General features: G+C 55.4%; 15 protein-coding genes. 6 read left to right on the top strand and 9 right to left on the bottom strand.

Features of this window, described 5'->3' with window-relative positions; genetic code table 11:
- Positions 1-7: 7 nt before the first annotated feature.
- The 7 genes from RC74_RS01380 to xdhA are packed head-to-tail and all read right to left on the bottom strand — an operon-like array spanning position 8 to position 8,506.
- Entirely contained in the window at positions 8-928 is a 921-nt protein-coding gene (locus RC74_RS01380) for an ABC transporter permease (protein ID WP_039004432.1), read from the bottom strand.
- Positions 928-1,278, bottom strand: a complete 351-nt coding sequence (locus RC74_RS01375; RefSeq protein WP_039004431.1) for a hypothetical protein — start codon at positions 1,276-1,278, stop codon at positions 928-930. Before RC74_RS01375 ends, RC74_RS01380 begins: the two co-directional genes overlap by 1 nt.
- Entirely contained in the window at positions 1,275-2,360 is a 1,086-nt protein-coding gene (locus tag RC74_RS01370) for an ABC transporter permease (protein WP_039004430.1), read from the bottom strand. The genes RC74_RS01375 and RC74_RS01370 overlap by 4 nt, the downstream gene beginning before the upstream one ends.
- Positions 2,361-2,408: 48 nt before the next feature.
- Entirely contained in the window at positions 2,409-3,929 is a 1,521-nt protein-coding gene (locus RC74_RS01365; protein WP_039004429.1) for an ABC transporter ATP-binding protein, read from the bottom strand.
- Positions 3,930-3,945: 16 nt separating this feature from the next.
- Entirely contained in the window at positions 3,946-4,851 is a 906-nt protein-coding gene (xdhC, locus tag RC74_RS01360) for a xanthine dehydrogenase accessory protein XdhC (protein ID WP_039004428.1), read from the bottom strand.
- Positions 4,848-7,136 (bottom strand): xanthine dehydrogenase molybdopterin binding subunit, encoded by a 2,289-nt coding sequence (xdhB, locus tag RC74_RS01355; RefSeq protein WP_039004427.1) that lies wholly within the window; start codon positions 7,134-7,136, stop codon positions 4,848-4,850. Before xdhB ends, xdhC begins: the two co-directional genes overlap by 4 nt.
- On the bottom strand, positions 7,133-8,506 hold the full coding sequence (gene xdhA / locus RC74_RS01350; RefSeq protein ID WP_039004543.1) for a xanthine dehydrogenase small subunit: 1,374 nt from the start codon (positions 8,504-8,506) through the stop codon (positions 7,133-7,135). The genes xdhB and xdhA overlap by 4 nt, the downstream gene beginning before the upstream one ends.
- Positions 8,507-8,753: 247 nt before the next feature.
- Between xdhA and dnaE the strand changes: the two genes are divergently transcribed.
- Both dnaE and RC74_RS01340 read left to right on the top strand, forming a co-directional pair.
- Positions 8,754-12,230, top strand: a complete 3,477-nt coding sequence (gene dnaE / locus RC74_RS01345; protein WP_039004426.1) for a DNA polymerase III subunit alpha — start codon at positions 8,754-8,756, stop codon at positions 12,228-12,230.
- Between the two features lie 146 nt (positions 12,231-12,376).
- The gene (locus RC74_RS01340; RefSeq protein WP_039004424.1) at positions 12,377-13,090 is read left to right on the top strand and encodes a hypothetical protein; all 714 of its coding nucleotides are present in this window, start codon (positions 12,377-12,379) and stop codon (positions 13,088-13,090) included.
- 10 nt (positions 13,091-13,100) lie between these two features.
- Here RC74_RS01340 and RC74_RS01335 read toward each other — a convergent pair whose 3' ends face one another.
- Entirely contained in the window at positions 13,101-13,310 is a 210-nt protein-coding gene (locus tag RC74_RS01335; protein WP_039004423.1) for a SlyX family protein, read from the bottom strand.
- Positions 13,311-13,417: 107 nt separating this feature from the next.
- On the opposite strand from RC74_RS01335, the gene hisS reads away from it, so the two are divergent.
- The 3 genes from hisS to hisG are packed head-to-tail and all read left to right on the top strand — an operon-like array spanning position 13,418 to position 16,711.
- Positions 13,418-14,926: a histidine--tRNA ligase gene (hisS, locus tag RC74_RS01330; RefSeq protein WP_039004422.1), complete on the top strand. Its 1,509-nt coding sequence runs from the start codon at positions 13,418-13,420 to the stop codon at positions 14,924-14,926.
- Entirely contained in the window at positions 14,910-16,016 is a 1,107-nt protein-coding gene (locus tag RC74_RS01325) for an ATP phosphoribosyltransferase regulatory subunit (protein WP_039004421.1), read from the top strand. The genes hisS and RC74_RS01325 overlap by 17 nt, the downstream gene beginning before the upstream one ends.
- Positions 16,013-16,711 (top strand): ATP phosphoribosyltransferase, encoded by a 699-nt coding sequence (gene hisG / locus RC74_RS01320; RefSeq protein ID WP_039004420.1) that lies wholly within the window; start codon positions 16,013-16,015, stop codon positions 16,709-16,711. The genes RC74_RS01325 and hisG overlap by 4 nt, the downstream gene beginning before the upstream one ends.
- 8 nt (positions 16,712-16,719) lie before the next feature.
- Here the strand turns inward: hisG and RC74_RS01315 are convergent, their stop codons facing one another.
- A complete protein-coding gene (locus RC74_RS01315) occupies positions 16,720-17,142 on the bottom strand; it encodes a DUF1489 family protein (RefSeq protein ID WP_039004419.1) in 423 nt (140 codons plus the stop codon).
- Positions 17,143-17,286: 144 nt separating this feature from the next.
- On the opposite strand from RC74_RS01315, the gene RC74_RS01310 reads away from it, so the two are divergent.
- Positions 17,287-19,551 (top strand): adenosylcobalamin-dependent ribonucleoside-diphosphate reductase, encoded by a 2,265-nt coding sequence (locus RC74_RS01310; protein ID WP_039004418.1) that lies wholly within the window; start codon positions 17,287-17,289, stop codon positions 19,549-19,551.
- Positions 19,552-19,560 lie beyond the last annotated feature (9 nt).

Below are 19,560 nucleotides of genomic sequence, written 5' to 3'. Positions count from 1 at the left end.
AGAGGCCTTAGGAGGTCGCGTGGAAGGATTTACCAAGGGACGCTGGGGCTGCCGAGGAACTGCGGGAAATCAAGACCAGAACGATGATTGTGATAATATAGGGGCTCATCGACAGATACTCTACCGGCACCGGTATTCCGGCGACCTGAAGGTTGAGTTGTAGCACGGTGATGCCGCCAAACAGGTAGGCGCCAAAGAGGACACGCTGGGCTTTCCAGCTGGCAAATACCACGATCGCGAGAGCAATCCATCCGGCCCCCGCAGTCATGCCGTCGGTCCATTGCGCAACCCGCACCAGTGAAAGATGCGCGCCGCCAAGGCCCGCACAAGCGCCGCCAAATGCAATGGCAGCGAAGCGAATGCGTACGACTTTATAGCCGAGGGCGTGGGCGGCGTCGTGGTTTTCACCAACGGCCCGAAGGACAAGCCCCATGCGCGAATATTTCAGGAAGGCCCAAACCGCGACGAGCAGGAAGAGCGAGAAATAGACGATGGGATCATGCGAAAAGAGCACGCGGCCAAAGAACGGGAGATCCGACAAGATAGGGATGTCGAGTTTTGGGGTTACAGGTGGGCGCGCTTCGGCAAAGGATTGCCCGATGAGGGCCGAGAGGCCGAGGCCAAAGAGCGTGAGCGCAAGGCCCGTCGCTACCTGATTGGACATGAGTTTGAGCGTCAGGAATGCGAAAATCATACTTAGGGCGGCGGAAGCTGTCGCGGCAAAGATGAACCCAAGCAAAGGGCTTCCGGTCGTGTAGGCTACGGCAAAACCCGAGACGGCCCCCGTGATCATCATCCCCTCGACGCCGAGGTTCAGAATGCCCGCTTTTTCCACCACCATTTCGCCAATAGCGGCAAGAAGGATCGGGGTTGCGGCGACCATAAGGGACGCCAAAAGCGCTGCGAAATTAACGGACGAGAGATCCATTATGAAACTCCTTTAAGGATGAGCGTCGTGAGCAGGTAGCCCGTGAGGCTCCCGATGAGGAAGATTGACCAGACAAACGCCGAGAGGCGGCGTGTGGCGGGATCGGGTTCAGGCACAATGATTGGTAGGCGAAACCAGTCGGCAAAATTGCGCAGCATTGTGTGACCAAACATGGTGGTGCCGACGTAAACAAAGATCATTCCGCTCAGCCAGACAGGGCCTGTGAAAAAACCCATCCCAAGCTGTACAGCAATGGCGCGCCCCATCGTGCCAATCAATCCGCCAAACAAAAGAAAGATGACGAGCGTGAATATACGCGGCCAGAAATCAGGGTTGTGGGCGCGTGTCATACGGTTTCCGATTTCCCGATGCGGACGCGGAAATTAGTGAAAACATCCATCGCCAAGAGGAAGAACAACAGCATCCCTTGGAACACCTGTATCGCGGCGGCGGGGAGGTTGAGCATGAGCTGGGCCAATTCCCCCCCGATATACGTGAGCGCCAGCAAAAGCCCTGCAAACAGGATGCCGACGGGATGCAGACGTCCAAGGAAAGCCACGATAATGGCGGTAAAGCCATAGCCTGCGGCAAAGCTGGTGTTGAGCTGACCCGACGGGCCAGCAACCTCAAAAATACCAGCGAGGCCTGCGGTGAGACCAGATATCCCCATACAAATGATGATCAGAAGTTTTGGACGCACACCTGAAAACCGCGCCGCGCGGGGACTTTCACCCGTTAGGCGGATTTGAAACCCAAGCAGGTGGCGATTGAGCAGAATATAGGCGGCGATCACAGCGATAAAAGCCGTCAGAACCCCCCAATGCATGCCCGTTCCAGGAATAAGTTCCGCATTATAAACGGCAGGATATTGTTGGAAATTCCGCGAACCGGGAAACCCCATGCCATCAGGATTACGTAGAAGCCCTTGAGAAACAGAGGAAAGTTCGTTGACGGCGACATAGACCAACATGAGCGACACAAGGATTTCGTTGGTTCCGAATTTGGTCTTGAGGAGGGCGGGAATCATAGCCCAGAGAAAGCCTCCGACAGCTCCCGCAAGAACCATTAAAGGGAGGACATACCACGCATCCAATGGATAAAACGCGAGCCCAACTGAGGCACCACAGATCGCACCAATAATATATTGCCCCTCGGCGCCAATGTTCCAGATGCCTGCGCGAAACCCGATAGAGAGACCGATAGCAATGAGGATCAAAGGGCCGGCCTTAACCAGCAATTGCGGGCGCGAATAGGCGGCAAAATCGGGATGAAACAGCGGATCCCAAAAGATGGTGCGTATGACGATGAAGGGGTCTTTGCCAAGGAACGCAAACAAGATACCGCCGGCGATCATGGTTAAGAGGACGGCGATAATGGGGGTTACCAGAGTCCACGTGCGTGACGGGGTGGGGCGTTTTTCGAGACGGATCATTGGTGGGCCCCATTTCCTGTGAGTTTGGTTTGTGCGTGGCAGCGAGCGTTAAACATGGGCGGCCTCCATCCCGTGTGCGCCGCCCATCATTAAGCCGATTTCGTCGACCGTCAGACCCTGTACGGGGCGTGGATCGGAGAGACGGCCTTCGTTGAGTGCGGAGAAATTGTCGGAGATTTCCATAAGCTCATCGAGGTCTTGCGAGATGACAATGAGCGCCGAGCCTGTGGCTGCGAGATCAAGCAAAGCTTGGCGAATATCGGCGGCGGCGGCGGCGTCAACACCCCATGTGGGTTGGTTAACAACAAGCACGTCCGGACGTTGGAGGATTTCACGTCCCACGACAAATTTCTGGAGGTTGCCACCCGAAAGGGCGCGCGCGGCATTATTTGGGCCGGGCGTGCGGACATCGAAATCGGCGATGATTTTCTCGGCGAAACTTCGTGCCGCGCCCCATTTTATGAAGCCGCGATTGGTCAGGCCTTCGCGAATGGCCCCTGTCATGAGTGCGTTTTCAATGAGGGACATGTCGGGCGCAGCGGCGTGGCCGAGGCGCTCCTCGGGGGCCGTAAGAATGGCGAGCTTGCGGCGTGCGTTTGGCCCCATATGTTGGACTTCTGTGCCGTTGACCAAAACTGCGCCTTTGCCAGGGCTGGTTTCGCCCGAAATCGCGGCGAGTAATTCGTCTTGGCCATTGCCTGCGACGCCGCCAATCCCGAGAATTTCGCCCGCGTGTACCTTGAGCGATACATCCTTAAGGGCGGTTCCAAAGGCGGTGGGGGCACTCATGGACAAGTCACGCACTTCGATTACAACGTCTTTGAAGTCGTGGGGAACGCGCTCGGGGGTGTGCAGGGTTTGGCCCACCATCATTTCCGCAAGATCGCGGGAGGTTTTTTCGCGCGGATTACAAATATCGACGACTTTGCCGAGGCGCAGGATCGTGGCGCTATCACAGAGGCTGCGAATTTCGTCGAGCTTGTGGGATATATATAGGATCGACGTGCCCTCGGACGAGAGTTTACGCAGGGTTTCGAAAAGGATATCGACTTCTTGCGGGGTTAAAACCGAGGTCGGTTCATCCATGATCAGGATCTTCGGGTTTTGTAGAAGACAGCGAATGATTTCTACGCGCTGGCGCTCGCCCGCGGAGAGTTCACCGACAATACGTTCAGGATCAAGCGGCAGACCATAGAGTTCGGAAACTTCGCGGATGCGGACGCTGAGTACGTTTTGCTTGGGCGGGTTTTCCATGCCTAAGGCGATATTTTCCGCCACCGAAAGCGCGTTGAAAAGCGAGAAATGTTGAAACACCATCGCAACGCCAGAAGCGCGTGCGGCGCGGGGTTCGGCGGGGGTATAAGGCGCGCCCGAGAGTTCCATATAGCCACTATCAGGACGCACAAGCCCGTAGATCATTTTCACGAGGGTTGACTTCCCCGCGCCATTTTCCCCAAGCAAAGCATGCACTTCACCGGCTTTGATCGAAAAGGAGACATCGCTGTTGGCAGTCACCCCGGGATAGGCTTTGGTCAGCCCGTTGACCGATAAGAGTGTGTCTTGTGTCATGTCATCTTCCCCATTGTCATGCCGCCCCTTTTTGTGAATCTGGGACGTGTTTTTTGCTTTGACCATCCAGCAATAGCGCGGCGGCAACCGATACGGCAATGGCCTGTGGATGTTTGCCAGCGCTTGGATCGCCTATTGGGCAGGCAATGCCGTTTATTTGTGCAGTTTCAAATCCGAACGTGGAAAGGCGGCGCTTGAAGCGGGCCCATTTCGTGGCTGAACCAATCAGGCCGATGTCCCGATGTGGGACCTTTAGGAGCGCGACGCAGAGGGCGAGATCAATCGCGTGATCATAGGTCATGACCAAGTGGCGTGCGGTCGCAGGGGCGTAGGGCACAAGCGTTGGCAAGTCGGCAGCCATGAGGGGCGCGACATTGGCAATGGGGGCTGGAAAGCGGTTCTGGGTGGTGTCGATCAGGGTGACCGCGAACTGGGGTAAAGGCGCGAGGGTTGCCGCAAGGGCGCGCCCAACGTGGCCTGCGCCCCAAATCCAGACGGGCGTTTTGGGCTGACTGACATCTTCAACCAGCCAGCCTTCGCTTAGGCCAGTTTTTGCCGGCTGTGTTGTGGCGGCTTGGTCGGCGATGGGGCGGGCGAATTGGCGACCTTGGGGGAGGGATTCGGCGTTGAAAACTTCGGTGACGAGGGTCACGGAGCCGCCGCAACACTGACCCAGATCGGGGCCAAGGGGAATGCGGCGCAGGGTGGGGTGGGGCTGGTGGAGGAGGGCTGCGCGAGCATCGTTTACCGCGTGGAATTCAAGCGCACCGCCACCAATGCTGCCGAGTTGATCGTCTTGCCAAACAAAGACTTCGGCCCCCGCTTCGCGCGGCGCGGAGCCTTTCACATCAACAACAACCACACGGGCAACAGGTCCGTGTGAGTGGCACAGGTTGGTGAGGGTTTCGAGGTCGAAACTCATACTTTTACCCGATTGATCGCGGCCAAAATGCCTTCCGCCGTGGCGGGCGCATTGAGCGACGGATAGGTCGCGCCACAGGCTGCGATGGCATCGGAAAGGGCCATCATAACCGAAATACCGTGCATGAACGGCGGTTCGCCCACGGCCTTGGAGCGCGAGATCGTTTCGATGGGATTTGGTCGATCGAATAAGGCAACATTGAGGATATCTGGACGGTCCGAACAGGCGGGAATTTTATAGGTCGAAGGCGCGTGCGTAAGCAAACGGCCCTGGTCGTTCCAAACCAATTCTTCGGTAGTGAGCCAGCCTGCACCTTGCACAAAGCCGCCTTCGATTTGGCCGATATCAATTGCTGGATTGATCGAACTGCCCGCGTCATGCAGGATGTCGGTGCGCAGGATGCGGTTTTCACCAGTCAGACGGTCAATGACAACTTCGGAAACGGCGGCCCCATAGGCGAAATAGTAGAAGGGGCGGCCTTTGCCGGCGATGCGGTCCCATTTGATTTCGGGGGTTTTATAGAAGCCTGTGGCCGAGAGGCTGATGCGGTTTTCATAGGCGGATTTTACAACATCACACCAATCGCGGGCAGTGCCGTTGTGCCAGACTTTATCCTCACTAAAGGTGACACCAGAGCCATCGGGCGCCAAAAATTCCGCCAAACGGCTTCGTAATTCACGACACGCCGCATAGACGGCCATGCCATTCAGATCGGTGCCCGAGCTTGCGGCGGTGGCCGATGTGTTGGGCACTTTGGCGGTGTCGGTTGCGGTGATACGGATGCGTTCCATGGGGATGCCCAACGCTTGCGCAGCAACTTGGGCGACTTTCTGAAACAGGCCTTGGCCCATTTCTGTGCCACCATGGTTGAGTGCAACAGAACCATCCTGATAGATATGCACCAAGGCACCCGCTTGGTTGAGGTGGGTCAGGGTGAAGCTAATGCCGAATTTTACAGGCGTGAGGGCGAGACCCTTTTTGAGGATATCGTTTTGGGAGTTCCATGCGTCAACTGCGGCGCGACGGGCCTTGTAGTCGGACGATTCTGCAAGGTCATCTACAAGTTGGTTGATTACACAATCGATGACTTTTTGGCGATAGGGTGTTTCTTGACCCGTGGGTTTGGTGACTCCATCTTGGGGCGCATCGCGATAAAAGTTCACGCGCCGCACCTCGAGGGGGTCTTTGCCGAGGCTGTAGGCGATGTGGTCGAGCACGCGTTCGATGCCCAAAACCCCTTGTGGTCCGCCAAAGCCGCGATAGGCGGTTGCGGATTGGGTGTTGGTGCGCAGGCGGTGACTCTCAATACGCACATTCGGCAGGAAATAGGCGTTGTCGGCATGGAGCATAGCGCGGTCAGCGACGGGCAAACTGAGGTCTTGGGCCCAGCCACAGCGGCACAGATGCAGGAAATCAACGGCGTCGATTTTGCCGCTATCGGAAAATCCGACGGTATAGGAAATGCGGAAATCGTGACGTTTTCCAGTGATGATCATGTCATCGTCGCGATCATAGCGCATTTTGCAGGGCCGACCAGAACGTTGAGCGGCAATGGCACAGGCCACAGCGAGAGCGTTGCCTTGGCTCTCTTTGCCGCCAAACCCGCCACCCATACGCCGAATTTCAACGCGGACGCTGTGCATGGGCATGCCGAGGGCTTCGGCAACTTTGTGTTGAATTTCGGTTGGATGTTGGGTGCTGGAATTCACCACCATATCGCCGTTGTCTTGGGGCTGGGCAAGGGCGGCTTGGCCTTCGAGATAGAAATGCTCTTGGCCGCCCATTTCAATGGTTCCGGTCACTCGGTGGCGCGCGGACTTGAGGGCATCAAGTGGGTTACCGTTGGTATAAATGCGGGGGCCTTCCTCAAAGCGGCTGTCCGCGTTTAAGGCTTGGTCGATGGTGAGTAGGGCGTCGGTTTGTGCATAGGTGATGTCGGCCAAACGCGCCGCCTTGCGGGCCAGTAGATGGGTTTTGGCGACCACGAGGAAAATCGGTTGCCCAACATAATGCACTTTGCCGATCGCCAACAAAGGCTCGTCGTGGATGGAGGGCGAGACATCATTTGTGAACGGGAGATCCCCAGCCACAAGGACGTCGGTGACGCCTTCGGCAGCCCGCACTGCGGTGAGGTCGATGGATGTGATTTTTCCGCAAGCAATCGTGGAAAGGCCGAAGGCAAGGTGGAGGGTTCCAACGGGTGTTGGGATATCGTCCACGTAACGCGCGGCCCCTGTTACGTGCAGGGTTGCGGCGTCGTGGGGAAGGGGGGTGTGGGCGCTCATGCGGTCACCTCATGTAGATCTACGGCTTGGCCCGAGCCTTCAAGGAAGGCCCGCAGGAGCATGTTTTGCGCGGTTTCCAGACGGTAGGCCGCACTTGCACGGGCATCCGACATTGGGGTGTAATCTTGGGCGAAAGCTTTCATTGCAGTGTCTATCGTGGCGCGGGTCCAAGGCTGGCCGATAAGCGCGGCTTCCACGGAACTCGCCCGCTTGGGGGTGCCTGCCATGCCGCCAAAGGCGATGCGTGCATCGGTGATTGTGGTGCCATCCTGTATGATATTGAAACAGCCCAAAACGGCGGAAATATCCTGATCAAACCGCTTGGACAGCTTGTAGCAGCGAAGGGTGTCTGGCTGTTTGGGGATCGAAATACCGATGACAAATTCACCCTCTTGGCGATCCTGTTTGCCATAGTCGATAAAGAAGTCCTCAAGCGGGATGTTGCGGATTTCATCGCCGCGCCGCAGGTGGAGGCTTGCACCAAGTGCGATCAGCGCGGGAGGGCCGTCGCCGATGGGCGAACCATTGGCGATATTGCCGCCGATGGTTGCGGCATTGCGGACCTGCGTTGAGCCATAACGCGCGAGCATGCGGGCAAAATGTGCAAAATGCGGCCGGATAGCTGTGGCGAAATCGGTGATCGTTACGCCCGCACCAAAGTGGAGGTGGCTGGGGGATTCTTCGCCTACTTGAAGGTCTTTAACTTGGCCGAGGAAAGCAATTTTTTCGGGTGTCTTGAGGTGTTTTGTCACCCAAAGACCGATATCCGTTGCGCCGCCCACAAGGGTGGCATCAGGATTCTTCAGATACCATTGCGCAAGATCATCGCTGGAGGTGGGTTGCACCCAGTTTGCGCCCGAATGGGTGGCTGTGGGGGCGGGTGGCGTTTCAATCATATGGGGCGGGATGGGCGCGGATTGCGACGCTTCGGCGGCGCGAATGATCGGCGCGTAGCCCGTGCAGCGACAGAGGTTGCCCGCCAGCGTTTCGTCATGGGTTGTGGTGCCGTTGACATGGGCTGTTGCAAGGGAAACCACAAATCCGGGGGTGCAAAAGCCGCATTGGCTGCCGTGATGCTCGACCATGGCGGATTGAACAGGATGCAAGGCGCCGTCGGGGGCGGAAATCCCCTCGACGGTGCGCACGGCTTTACCGTTGAGTTGGGGCATAAAGAGAATGCACGCGTTTTGCGCACGGGCACCTTTGTCATCCGTGATCATAACGGAACACGCGCCGCAATCCCCTTCGTTGCAGCCCTCCTTGGTTCCAGTCATCTGTTGCGTTTCGCGCAGCCAATCGAGCAATGTCTGCGTTGCCGCGACCTCTTGTAGCTGCACAGTTTCTCCGTTGAGAAGAAACGTGATACCCATGCGAAAACCCGCCACTTTCTTTTCATCATTGGAATAATTGCACCCTGCCCGATGTGGCGTAAAACAGAGATGCTCCCAGTATTATTGTAGCAAAGCGTAGTTTAGGGGGGTCTGGCAAGAAATCTTTCACAAACGGGTGAAGAAAGAGCTATCTGTTTTATACGATAATCCGATTTCTGGTGAGTTTTTTCCTAGGTCTGCGCGATTGGGCGTTTCCCTTGCTGAGGAAGGAGGATAGTTTTGCTGGATGTCAGAACCACAGTTTATTCACCTTCGCCTGCATTCGGAATACTCGCTCCTTGAGGGGGCGGTTCCCGTCAAGAAACTCTCGGGATTTTGCGAGCAAAATAACATGCCTGCGGTGGCGTTGACGGATACTAATTCGATGTTCGCCGCGCTTGAGTTTTCCGTCACCGCGAGCAGTTATGGCATCCAGCCGATTCTGGGGTGCCAGGTGGATATCACCTATGATCCCGCCGCTCCCGGAGAGAAACCGCGCCTGCCTGCTCCTGTGGTCTTGTTGGCGCAAAATGAGGCAGGTTACGAAAACCTGATGCATCTTTCGAGCTGTCTTTATATCGACAGCAATGGCGAAGTGCCGCAGGTTTCACTGGATCAACTGGAGCAATATGGCGCTGGGCTGATTTGTTTGACGGGGGGAGCTGAGGGGGCGGTTGGCAAGCTTTTACAAGCATCGCAACGCCCAAAAGCCGAGGCGCTCATGGCGCGCTTGGCGGAAATTTATGATGGCCGCCTTTATGTGGAGTTGCAGCGCCATCCCGGAGAGGGCGGCCAAACGACAGAGGCCGAACAAGCAACCGAACGCGGGTTTGTCGAGATGGCCTATGCGCGGGATTTGCCGCTGGTGGCGACCAATGACGTCTATTTTCCTAAATCCGACATGTACGCGGCGCATGATGCGCTTATTTGCATCTCTGAGGGGGCCTATGTTGACCAGCAACAACCGCGCCGCAAGCTAACACCGCAGCATTATTTTAAGTCGCAACAGGAGATGATCACCCTGTTTGCGGACCTTCCCGAGGCGATTGAAAATACCGTTGAAATTGCAAAACGCTGCGCCTTTAAGGCGGCGCTGCGCGATCCGATTTTGCCGAAATTCGCCGACGATGAGGTCGTGGAGTTGCGTCGTCAAGCGAATGAGGGCCTACAGGCACGGCTCGCGATTATTCCTCATGCTGTGAGTTTGGAAGCCTACCAAGAGCGGCTGGATTTTGAGTTGGGCATCATTGAGGGCATGGGGTTCCCTGGCTATTTTTTGATCGTTGCCGACTTCATCCACTGGGCCAAGGAGCATGACATTCCGGTGGGGCCGGGTCGTGGGTCTGGCGCGGGGTCGTTGGTGGCTTATGCGCTGACCATTACCGACCTTGATCCACTGCGCTACTCCCTTCTTTTTGAACGGTTTTTGAACCCAGAGCGGGTCTCGATGCCGGATTTCGATATCGATTTTTGCATGGACCGCCGCGAAGAGGTGATCCGCTATGTACAGCAAAAATATGGCCGCGATAAAGTTGGGCAAATCATCACCTTCGGGGCCCTTCTGAGTAAGGCCGCCATCCGCGATATCGGACGCGTTTTGCAGATGCCCTATGGGCAGGTCGATCGTCTGTCAAAACTGATCCCCGTGGAGGGGGTTAAGCCGGTTTCGATCGCTCAGGCCCTAAAGGACGAGCCGCGTTTGCGTGAAGAAGCGCGCACCGAAGAAGTTGTTGCGCGGCTGTTGGATTATGCCCAGCAAGTCGAGGGCCTATTGCGCAATGCGTCGACCCACGCGGCGGGTGTTGTGATCGGGGATCGCCCCCTTGATCAACTCGTTCCACTCTATCAAGATCCGCGTTCAGATATGCCCGCGACCCAGTTTAATATGAAATGGGTTGAGCAAGCCGGATTGGTGAAATTCGACTTTTTGGGCCTTAAAACTCTGACGGTCATTCAGTCCGCGCTCAACTTACTGAAACTTCGCGGAATTGACGTCGATATAGGCACGATTCCTTTGGACGATGAACTGACCTACAAGCTCTATGCCAGCGCGAAAACCGTCGCGGTTTTTCAGGTTGAGAGCTCGGGCATGATGGATGCGCTTCGGCGTATGAAGCCCAACTGTATTGAGGATATTGTGGCGCTTGTTGCGCTCTATCGGCCCGGTCCGATGGAAAATATTCCGACCTATTGTGAGGTCAAAAACGGCCTCAAAGAAATTGAATCCGTCCATCCGCTGATTGACCATATTCTCGAGGAAACTCAAGGAATTATCGTCTATCAGGAACAGGTGATGCAGATCGCTCAGGTCATGGCGGGCTACTCACTAGGGGGCGCGGATTTGCTGCGTCGTGCGATGGGTAAAAAGATCAAAGAGGCAATGGACGCCGAGCGGCCTAAATTCGAAAAAGGCGCGGGCGAGAACGGCGTTGCCAAGAAGAAGGCCAGCGAGGTTTTCGACCTTCTCGAGAAATTTGCCAACTATGGTTTCAATAAATCCCACGCAGCGGCCTATGCGGTTGTGTCCTATCAAACAGCGTGGCTAAAAGCGAACCATCCCGTCGAATTTATGGCCGGTGTGATGAACTGTGATTTGCACCTTACGGACAAGCTTTCGGTCTATGCCGAAGAGGTGCGGCGCGGGTTGGATATCGAAATTATCCCGCCCTGTGTGAACCGTTCGTTGGAGACGTTTACCGTTTACGAGGGTAAAGTTGTCTATGCGCTGGGCGGGTTGAAAAACGTCGGTGCGGATGCGATGGGGCTGATCGTGAAGGCCCGCGAGCCGGGACCAGACGGGGCGGGTGGGAAGCCATTTGCGACGCTCTATGATTTCGCACGTCGGGCCGACATGAAACGCGTCGGGAAACGCCCCCTTGAAATGCTTGCACGGGCAGGGGCGTTTGATCAGCTTGATCCCAATCGGCGGCGGGTTTTTGAAAGCCTTGATGTGTTGGTGGGCTACTCCGCCGCCATACACGAACAGCGCGCGTCAAATCAGGTTTCGCTCTTTGGCGAGGCGGGCGACGACTTGCCCGAACCGCGCCTTTCAGGAGTCGAAGATTGGAATTCGGACGATCGTTTATCTGAGGAAAATAAAGCGATTGGGTTCTATCTTTCGGGTCACCCGTTGGATGATTATATGGCGCCGCTTAAGCGCAAGGGCGTGATTTCCCTCGATGAAGCGCGGGAGAAAGCCGAGCGAACAGGCGCGGCAATTTGCAAAGTCGGAGTGATTGTTTCGGGTCTTCAGCAACGAAAATCCGGACGCGGCACTCAGTTTTTTCGGATGAATATTTCTGACCCAACAAGCCAGATCTCGGGCATGGCGATGTTTTGTAAAGATTTTGAGGCGACCCGCGCGGTTTTGGAGAAAACATCCCGCGTTGTGATGACCATTGAGGCGAAATTCGAGGACGGTCAGTTTGATCCCATCGCCCGTAGCGTGACCCCCATCGACGGGGTCGTCGCGGAGGCTGGCACCAAGGGTTTGAAGGTGTTTATCGAAACCGTGGAAGCGGCAACTTCGGTTGCGTCGGTTTTGGAGCGCGCGCTTGATGATAAAGCCAATCGCAATCGCGGACCGATCTCTTTTTGCTTGCTCGATCCGAGCCTTCCAGGGGAGGTTGAGATGGAGTTGGGCAAAGAATATCCTGTAAGCCCGCAGATCAAAAGCGCGCTCAAATCGCTGGGCGGTGTGGTGACGGTGGAAGAGTTTACATAGGCAAACTTCGGGGTCCCTGAAGGCGTTTAATCGCCGAGTTTTAAACGTGGTTATTGCTTTGTGAATCAAAATTCACGTAAAAACACCGTGAATTGAGGGCAAAGAAGGCTGGGGAAAACAGCTCCGCGCCTCTTTTGGGGGATAGAATGACGTTAAAACTGCTCGGGAAACCATGCGTTTGCGCAATGATCATCTTCTTGGCTGGCTGTCAGGCGACGACAACGCCGGTGCAAGAATCAGACGCGCCAGACCAAGAGATCACGACAATCAGCCAACTTGAAGGAGCGCCAAACGGCGCGAAAACCTCCCTAGTTGCCGATCCAAATGAACAGAGTTTCTTTTCGCGCCTATCTGGAAATAAAGCCAATAATGCGGAGGCCACAATTGCAACGGGGCCTGCGCCGCTGGGCGTGGCTATCAAAGCTTGCGGGATTTCTAAAAGGGCGATGGGAACGAAAATCGAAGGGTATCCGGCAAAGGGCTCGAAACTTTTCCTCTATGATTCTAATCCCTCAACCAAAACCCCACATGATTTTTACATCACAGGTTTTTCAGACAACTGCCCACGGAAATTTACCGCTGCTGTGGCGATGTTTGGCGACCTACAATTGCATGAAATTATGCGCTATGAAGTGAAGGGGAAATCGGTCCCCTATTCGGATACTGACATGGCCTATGAGGTCATCAAGGGGCAGAAATGTAACGTCGGAAAGGGCGTGGCCTGTGGCGAGAAGAAAATGAATACGCTCGCGAAATCAACTGCTTTGGTTACACTTTATGGAGCGTTTGGTGGTGTTGGAGAATGGGCTGAAGTTTTGCTTCACAATGGTAAAATCCGTGCGAGCACCTTGGTGAAATAACGCTAGATTTCTACCAATGAGGTGGGCGTTGGTCCGTAAGAACCGCGCCGCCGCCCCCTTGAGATTCTCGTTCCGCTTCGCGTTGCAGGAGCATTTGCACACGGTGCTTCAGAAGGCTGTTTTCAGTATCCATACGCGCAACAATATCGGACAGGTCCTCGACCGCGCGGGTCAAATGGGCCATCTCTTCTTCGATTTGCGTGATACGTTTTTCGCTCATAGGCCTGCCATATCACCACAGATCGCTGAATTCTAGAGCCTTTACCTTGCTCCCAAGCGCGTCGCGCGATAAAGCCCAAAGCGTAGACATTGCGATGAGGGCAAGACATGGCCAAGCAGAAAAAACAACCGCGTCCCAAGGCGATTACTCCCAAGGGATTCCGCGATTATTTTGGTGCCGAAGTGACGGCGCGCAAACAGATGCTCGATCAGATTGCCGAAGTGTATCATCGTTATGGATTTGATGCTCTTGAGACCGCTGCCGTTGAGACAGTTGAGGCTTTGGGCAAGTTCCTTCCCGATGTGGAGCGCCCGAATGCGGGTGTTTTTGCGTGGGAAGAAGAGGATTCTGGTTGGGTGGCGTTGCGCTATGACATGACCGCCCCCTTGGCGCGGGTTTTCGCGCAGCACCGCAATGATTTGCCCACGCCCTATCGCCGCTATGCGATGGGGCCAGTTTGGCGCAATGAGAAGCCAGGACCTGGACGTTTTCGGCAGTTTTATCAGTGCGATGCGGATACTGTTGGCACCGCAAGTGTTGCTGCTGACGCCGAGATTTGCGCGATGTTGTCGGACACGCTTGAGCAGGTCGGAATCGAGCGCGGCGACTATATTGTGCGGGTGAATAACCGTAAGGTTTTGAACGGCGTGATGGAAGTCGCGGGAGTTCTTGACCCGTCTGATCCGGAGAAATTTGAAGCCGAACGCGGGATTGTTTTGCGGGCGATTGATAAGTTGGATCGTCTAGGCGAAACGGGCGTGCGCGCACTTCTTGGCGCGGGCCGTAAAGACGCGAGTGGCGACTTCACCGATGGCGCTGGATTGACAGAGGCGCAGGCCGATGTGGTCATGGGATTCATGGCGGCCAAGCGCGAAACAGGCGCCTTAACCGTGGCGCGTTTGCGCGAATTGGTCGCGGGGTCGGCCGTTGGTGCTGAAGGTGTCGACGAACTTGAAACGATTGCGGAATTGCTCGCCGCACAGGGCTATGCGAGTGATCGCATTGAGATTGATCCTGCTGTTGTACGTGGATTGGGCTACTATACTGGGCCCGTTTATGAGGCCGAATTGACTTTTGAAGTGCTCGACGAAAAGGGCAATAAGCGCCAATTTGGCTCCGTCGCAGGCGGAGGTCGTTACGACGATCTTGTGAAGAGATTTACCGGTCAAGAGGTCCCAGCAACGGGAGTCTCGATTGGCGTCGACCGCCTGTTGGCGGCTTTGACGGCCAAGGGACGTGTCGATACCCGCACTGCAGGACCGGTTGTTGTGACCGTGATGGATAAGGCCCGCATGGCCGATTACCAAACAATGGTCGCGGAATTGCGCCAAGCGGGCATTCGCGCCGAAGTCTATTTGGGCAATCCGAAAAACTTTGGCAACCAGTTGAAATATGCCGACAATCGCCATTCCCCGATTGCGATCATTCAGGGTGGCGACGAGGCCGTGGCTGGCGTTGTTCAGATCAAAGACCTCATTTTGGGTGCGAAAATTGCCGAGAATGCGACGCTTGAGGAATGGAAATCCCGCCCGAGCCAAATCGAAGTGCCACGCGACGAATTGGTCGCACAAGTGCAAGCCATGTTAAAGGGGCAGAGCGATGACTCAGAAACCTGAAGTCCGCGACGAAGCCGCCCGTCTTCAGGCGTTTTTTATCGCCGCTGGTGCGCAGGTCGTTGATACCGATATCCTGCAACCCGCCGAAACGCTTTTGGACCTCTATGGTGAGGACATTCGCGCACGCGCTTATGTGACCAACGACCCCTTGCGCGGCGAGCAAATGTTGCGTCCTGATTTCACGGTGCCCGTTGTGCAAATGCATATGAAAAGTGGCGCATCCCCTGCGCGCTATGCCTATGCGGGCGAAGTTTTTCGTCGGCAAGAAGAAGATACTGCACGAGCGAATGAGTATTTTCAAGTTGGCTACGAGTTGTTTGATGGTGCTGATCCAGCGGCCTCCGATGCCGAAGTCTTTGCGTTGTTCCAAGAGGTGCTTTCGCCTTTGGGCCTGCGCGCTGCGACGGGCGATATTGGGATTCTTATGGCGGCGGTCAAAGGGTTGGGAACAACCGAGCGACGCCGCGCGGCCTTGCTGCGCCACATTTGGCGCCCTCATCGTTTCCGCGCCCTTCTGGACCGTTTTGGCGGACGTAAACCCGCGCCCGCGAGCCGTCTGAAGATGCTTAAGAAATTACGCACACTGTCGGCCGAACAGATGATCGAGAATGCGGGAACTTTTGTCGGCCAACGTAGCGCCGCCGAGATCGCAGCGCGCCTAAGATACCTGGAAGAGGACGCGAAATCTCCCGCGATTTCCGCAGGAGAGGTCGAGATTCTGGAGGAGATTTTAAAGCTGCGAGAAACGGCCCCAAATGTGGTCGAAGCTCTGCATGACATTGCGATTGATTTACCGTCGATTGGGCCTGCTGTTGAGCAGCTGTCCAAACGACTGGACGCGATGTCTGAGCTTGGGGTGGATGTGGATAGCCTCGATTTTGAAACGTCCTATGGGCGCAGCACGATGGAGTATTACGATGGATTCGTTTTCGGGTTCTATGTGTCGGGCCGCCCAGATTTACCCCCTGTCGCGACGGGGGGGCGTTATGATGCGTTGACCCGTGTTTTGGGGCAGGGAGCGTCGATTCCCGCGGTTGGAGGCGTTGTAAGACCAGGGCTGACTTGGGGCCTGAGGGAGGGCACGATATGACGATCAAAATTGGTGTGCCGTCCAAAGGGCGATTGATGGAAAAAACCTTTGACTGGTTTGGGGCGCGAGGTATTTCGCTGCGCCGCACGGGGTCGGAGCGAGAATACGCAGGGGCCATTGAGGGCGTCGAAGGCGTTGAACTGGTGCTGATGTCGGCGGGTGAAATTCCGCGCGAATTGGCCGCTGGGCGCATACATCTTGGAGTGACGGGCACAGACCTCATTCGCGAAAAACTGGCCGTCTGGGAAAACCAAGTGGCGGAACTTGCCTTGATGGGTTTTGGACATGCCGACCTTGTTATCGCCGTGCCAATCTGTTGGGTCGATGTGGAAACGCTGGACGATCTTGACGCGGTGGCGGCACAGTTTCGCGCCACACACGGAATGCGGCTGAGAATCGCGACAAAGTATCACCGTTTGGTACGTGATTTTCTGCGGGATCATGGGGTGGCCGACTATCAACTCGAGGACAGTCAAGGCGCGACCGAGGGCACAGTAAAGCACGAAACCGCGGAAATGATAGCCGATATTACCTCCACTGGGGATACATTGCGCGCCAACCACCTCAAGGTTTTGGTCGATGGTGTCGTGCATAAATCGCAGGCCACACTGCTGCGCTCCCGCAATGCGGATTGGGGCAATGATGGTCGTAAAATTTTGCGGGACTTGCTCGATAAGCTCGAAATATCGGATTAATTCTGGCCCTATAGGACGCCGATTTCGCCGAGGGCTGCTGCCAAATGGGCGGGTAATTCATCTTCGGCGCGCGTGCTGCGGAAAAGGTCTGCGGGGGCATCTTCTGGTTTTAGGTAACGCCATCCTTGGAAGGCGCGCCGCGTCGCAGGCTGTGTCCGAATAAGCGCGGGTTCCATCAGGATCGCGCAGCGTCGTATGCCATCTTCGCCGATTTTTTCTTCAAGCGAGTGGATTCGCTGACGTGCTTGAATGACTCCTTTAATGACCCAATAAAGAGAGCCTCCCTCGAGCAATTCGGGTTCGCGTTTGGGCCACATACGGGTTACATGTTGCGAGGGGGATTCTGGCGAGGTGGCGCGCGCCTCGCGGAATGATTGCAAGTGTTCAAACGACTCGATGCCGACGCATAGCTTTACTAGATGTATGGTCATATTTGCAACGAACCCCAATATATGGACAAATTACTCTTGCCCTAGGCCACAACATACTTCAAGAAGGGGTCTAATTGCAATTGACCCATTTGCAATTAAAGTTTATCAAAATCACCCTGCCACACGCAAACACAGGACTATCTTATGAGCCGTTTCTCTGCCCCTATCGCCGAACAAATTTGGGACATGAAGTATCGCTTCAAAAATGCGGATGGGACGGCCATTGATGCAAGTGTCGAAGATAGCTGGCGCCGGATCGCGCGCTCGCTAGCGTCTGTTGAAAAAACGCCTTCCGATTGGGAAGGCAAATTCTATGAAGCGCTTGAAGACTTTAAATATTTGCCAGCAGGTCGGATCACAGCGGGTGCAGGTACGGGTCGCGCTGTAACGCTTTTCAACTGTTTTGTTATGGGCACCGTTCCCGACAGCATGGGCGGCATTTTTGACATGCTAAAAGAGGCCGCGCTGACGATGCAGCAAGGCGGCGGCATTGGCTACGATTTCTCAACAATTCGCCCCAGAGGCGCGGGCGTTATGGGCGTGGCTGCGGATGCATCGGGGCCGTTGTCGTTCATGGATGTGTGGGATTCTATGTGTCGCACGATCATGTCCGCAGGCAGCCGCCGCGGCGCGATGATGGCCACAATGCGGTGCGACCACCCCGATATCGAAGATTTCATCACCGCCAAAAAAGACAGTGCGCGGCTGCGGATGTTTAACCTTTCCGTGCTGATTACCGATGATTTTATGGAAGCGGTAAAAGCAGACGGCAGTTGGGAATTGAAGTTTAACGACACGATCTATCACACAATCCAAGCGCGTGATTTGTGGAACAAGATCATGCAGGGCACGTATGATTATGCCGAACCCGGTGTGATTTTTATCGACCGAATTAATAAGGCTAATAACCTAAGCTATTGCGAAACAATTGCCGCGACGAACCCCTGTGGCGAACAACCTCTACCACCCTATGGCGCGTGCCTTTTGGGTTCGATCAATATGGCGCGGTTGGTGTCTGATCCTTTTGAAACGACCGCGGCATTGGACGAGGCGTTGCTTTCTGATTTGGTCGCTACAGCCGTTCGTATGATGGACAATGTGGTCGACGAAAGCCGTTTCCCCCTTGAGGCGCAGGCCCAAGAAGCGGCAGCGAAACGTCGGATTGGTCTTGGTGTAACAGGCCTTGCAGATGCGCTTTTGATGGTTGGCCAGAAGTATGGTTCCGAGGAAGCCGCGCGTCAGACCGAAGCTTGGATGAAAGCTATTGCGCGCGCGGCCTATCTGGCCTCGGTGGACTTGGCGAAAGAAAAGGGTGCGTTCCCATTATTTGATGCCGAAAAATATCTGGCAACCGGCAACATGATGCAAATGGATGACGACGTGCGCGACGCGATCCGCAAGCACGGAATTCGCAACGCGCTTTTGACGTCCATCGCGCCAACGGGCACGATTTCGCTCTATGCTGGCAATGTTTCGAGTGGAATTGAACCGGTCTTTGCCTATGCCTATACGCGTAAAGTTCTGCAAAAAGATGGCTCGCGCACCGAAGAAGAAGTCGTGGATTACGCAGTGGATATGTGGCGTCAAATTAAAGGCGACGAAGCACTTCCCGAGTATTTCGTGAATGCGCAAACCCTTGCGCCCCTTGATCACGTTCGTATGCAAGCGGCCGCGCAAAAATGGATCGATAGCTCGATTTCCAAGACCATCAATTGCCCAGAAGATATCAGCTTTGAGGATTTCAAAGAGGTTTATATGGCCGCATGGGATCAGGGCTGCAAAGGTTGCACAACCTATCGTCCCAACGACGTAACGGGCAGCGTTTTGTCTGTATCGAGCGAAAGCGAAAAGGCTCCAGAAGTCGATTCAGGGGCGGACGTTGTTTACATAACGGAGCCATTGGATCGCCCGCAAGCTCTTGAAGGAAACACATATAAGCTGAAATGGCCTGACAGCGAGCATGCGATTTACATCACGGTGAATGACGTTGTTATTGGTGGTCATCGTCGTCCGTTTGAGGTGTTTATCAACTCCAAAAATATGGAGCATTTTGCTTGGACGGTTGCCCTTACACGGATGATTTCGGCCGTGTTCCGCCGTGGCGGGGACGTGAGCTTTGTGGTCGAAGAGTTGAAGGCCGTGTTTGATCCTCGGGGTGGCGCGTGGATGGAGGGCAAATATGTGCCTTCAATCCTTGCGGCTATCGGCGGCGTGATCGAACGTCACCTTATCATCACAGGGTTCATTGCCGGCGAAGGGATGGGGCTAAAATCCGACCCACAAGCCGACGTTGTGGCTATTGGCGGCGCGCCGCGCGGGAAAGCCTGCCCCTCATGTGGGCAATATAGTCTGCAAATGAAAGAGGGTTGCATGACCTGTTCGGATTGTGGTCACAGCAAGTGCGGGTAGTCGCATGGC

The sequence above is a fragment of the Falsihalocynthiibacter arcticus genome (assembly GCF_000812665.2).
GTDB classification, from domain to species: Bacteria; Pseudomonadota; Alphaproteobacteria; order Rhodobacterales; family Rhodobacteraceae; genus Falsihalocynthiibacter; species Falsihalocynthiibacter arcticus.
The sequence above is the reverse complement of the archived record's forward strand: the minus strand, read 5'-3'. Positions and strand labels throughout refer to the sequence as shown.

What these genes read in the sequence shown, in the direction of transcription:
- RC74_RS01340 (WP_039004424.1), top strand. Translation starts at nt 12,377, where the DNA reads ATGACGTTAAAACTGCTCGGGAAACCATGCGTTTGCGCAATGATCATC.
- dnaE (WP_039004426.1), top strand. Translation starts at nt 8,754, where the DNA reads ATGTCAGAACCACAGTTTATTCACCTTCGCCTGCATTCGGAATACTCG.
- RC74_RS01365 (WP_039004429.1), bottom strand. Translation starts at nt 3,929, where the DNA reads ATGACACAAGACACACTCTTATCGGTCAACGGGCTGACCAAAGCCTAT.
- RC74_RS01315 (WP_039004419.1), bottom strand. Translation starts at nt 17,142, where the DNA reads ATGACCATACATCTAGTAAAGCTATGCGTCGGCATCGAGTCGTTTGAA.
- hisG (WP_039004420.1), top strand. Translation starts at nt 16,013, where the DNA reads ATGACGATCAAAATTGGTGTGCCGTCCAAAGGGCGATTGATGGAAAAA.
- xdhA (WP_039004543.1), bottom strand. Translation starts at nt 8,506, where the DNA reads ATGGGTATCACGTTTCTTCTCAACGGAGAAACTGTGCAGCTACAAGAG.
- RC74_RS01325 (WP_039004421.1), top strand. Translation starts at nt 14,910, where the DNA reads ATGACTCAGAAACCTGAAGTCCGCGACGAAGCCGCCCGTCTTCAGGCG.
- RC74_RS01375 (WP_039004431.1), bottom strand. Translation starts at nt 1,278, where the DNA reads ATGACACGCGCCCACAACCCTGATTTCTGGCCGCGTATATTCACGCTC.
- RC74_RS01310 (WP_039004418.1), top strand. Translation starts at nt 17,287, where the DNA reads ATGAGCCGTTTCTCTGCCCCTATCGCCGAACAAATTTGGGACATGAAG.
- RC74_RS01370 (WP_039004430.1), bottom strand. Translation starts at nt 2,360, where the DNA reads ATGATCCGTCTCGAAAAACGCCCCACCCCGTCACGCACGTGGACTCTG.
- RC74_RS01335 (WP_039004423.1), bottom strand. Translation starts at nt 13,310, where the DNA reads ATGAGCGAAAAACGTATCACGCAAATCGAAGAAGAGATGGCCCATTTG.
- xdhB (WP_039004427.1), bottom strand. Translation starts at nt 7,136, where the DNA reads ATGAGCGCCCACACCCCCCTTCCCCACGACGCCGCAACCCTGCACGTA.
- xdhC (WP_039004428.1), bottom strand. Translation starts at nt 4,851, where the DNA reads ATGAGTTTCGACCTCGAAACCCTCACCAACCTGTGCCACTCACACGGA.
- hisS (WP_039004422.1), top strand. Translation starts at nt 13,418, where the DNA reads ATGGCCAAGCAGAAAAAACAACCGCGTCCCAAGGCGATTACTCCCAAG.
- RC74_RS01380 (WP_039004432.1), bottom strand. Translation starts at nt 928, where the DNA reads ATGGATCTCTCGTCCGTTAATTTCGCAGCGCTTTTGGCGTCCCTTATG.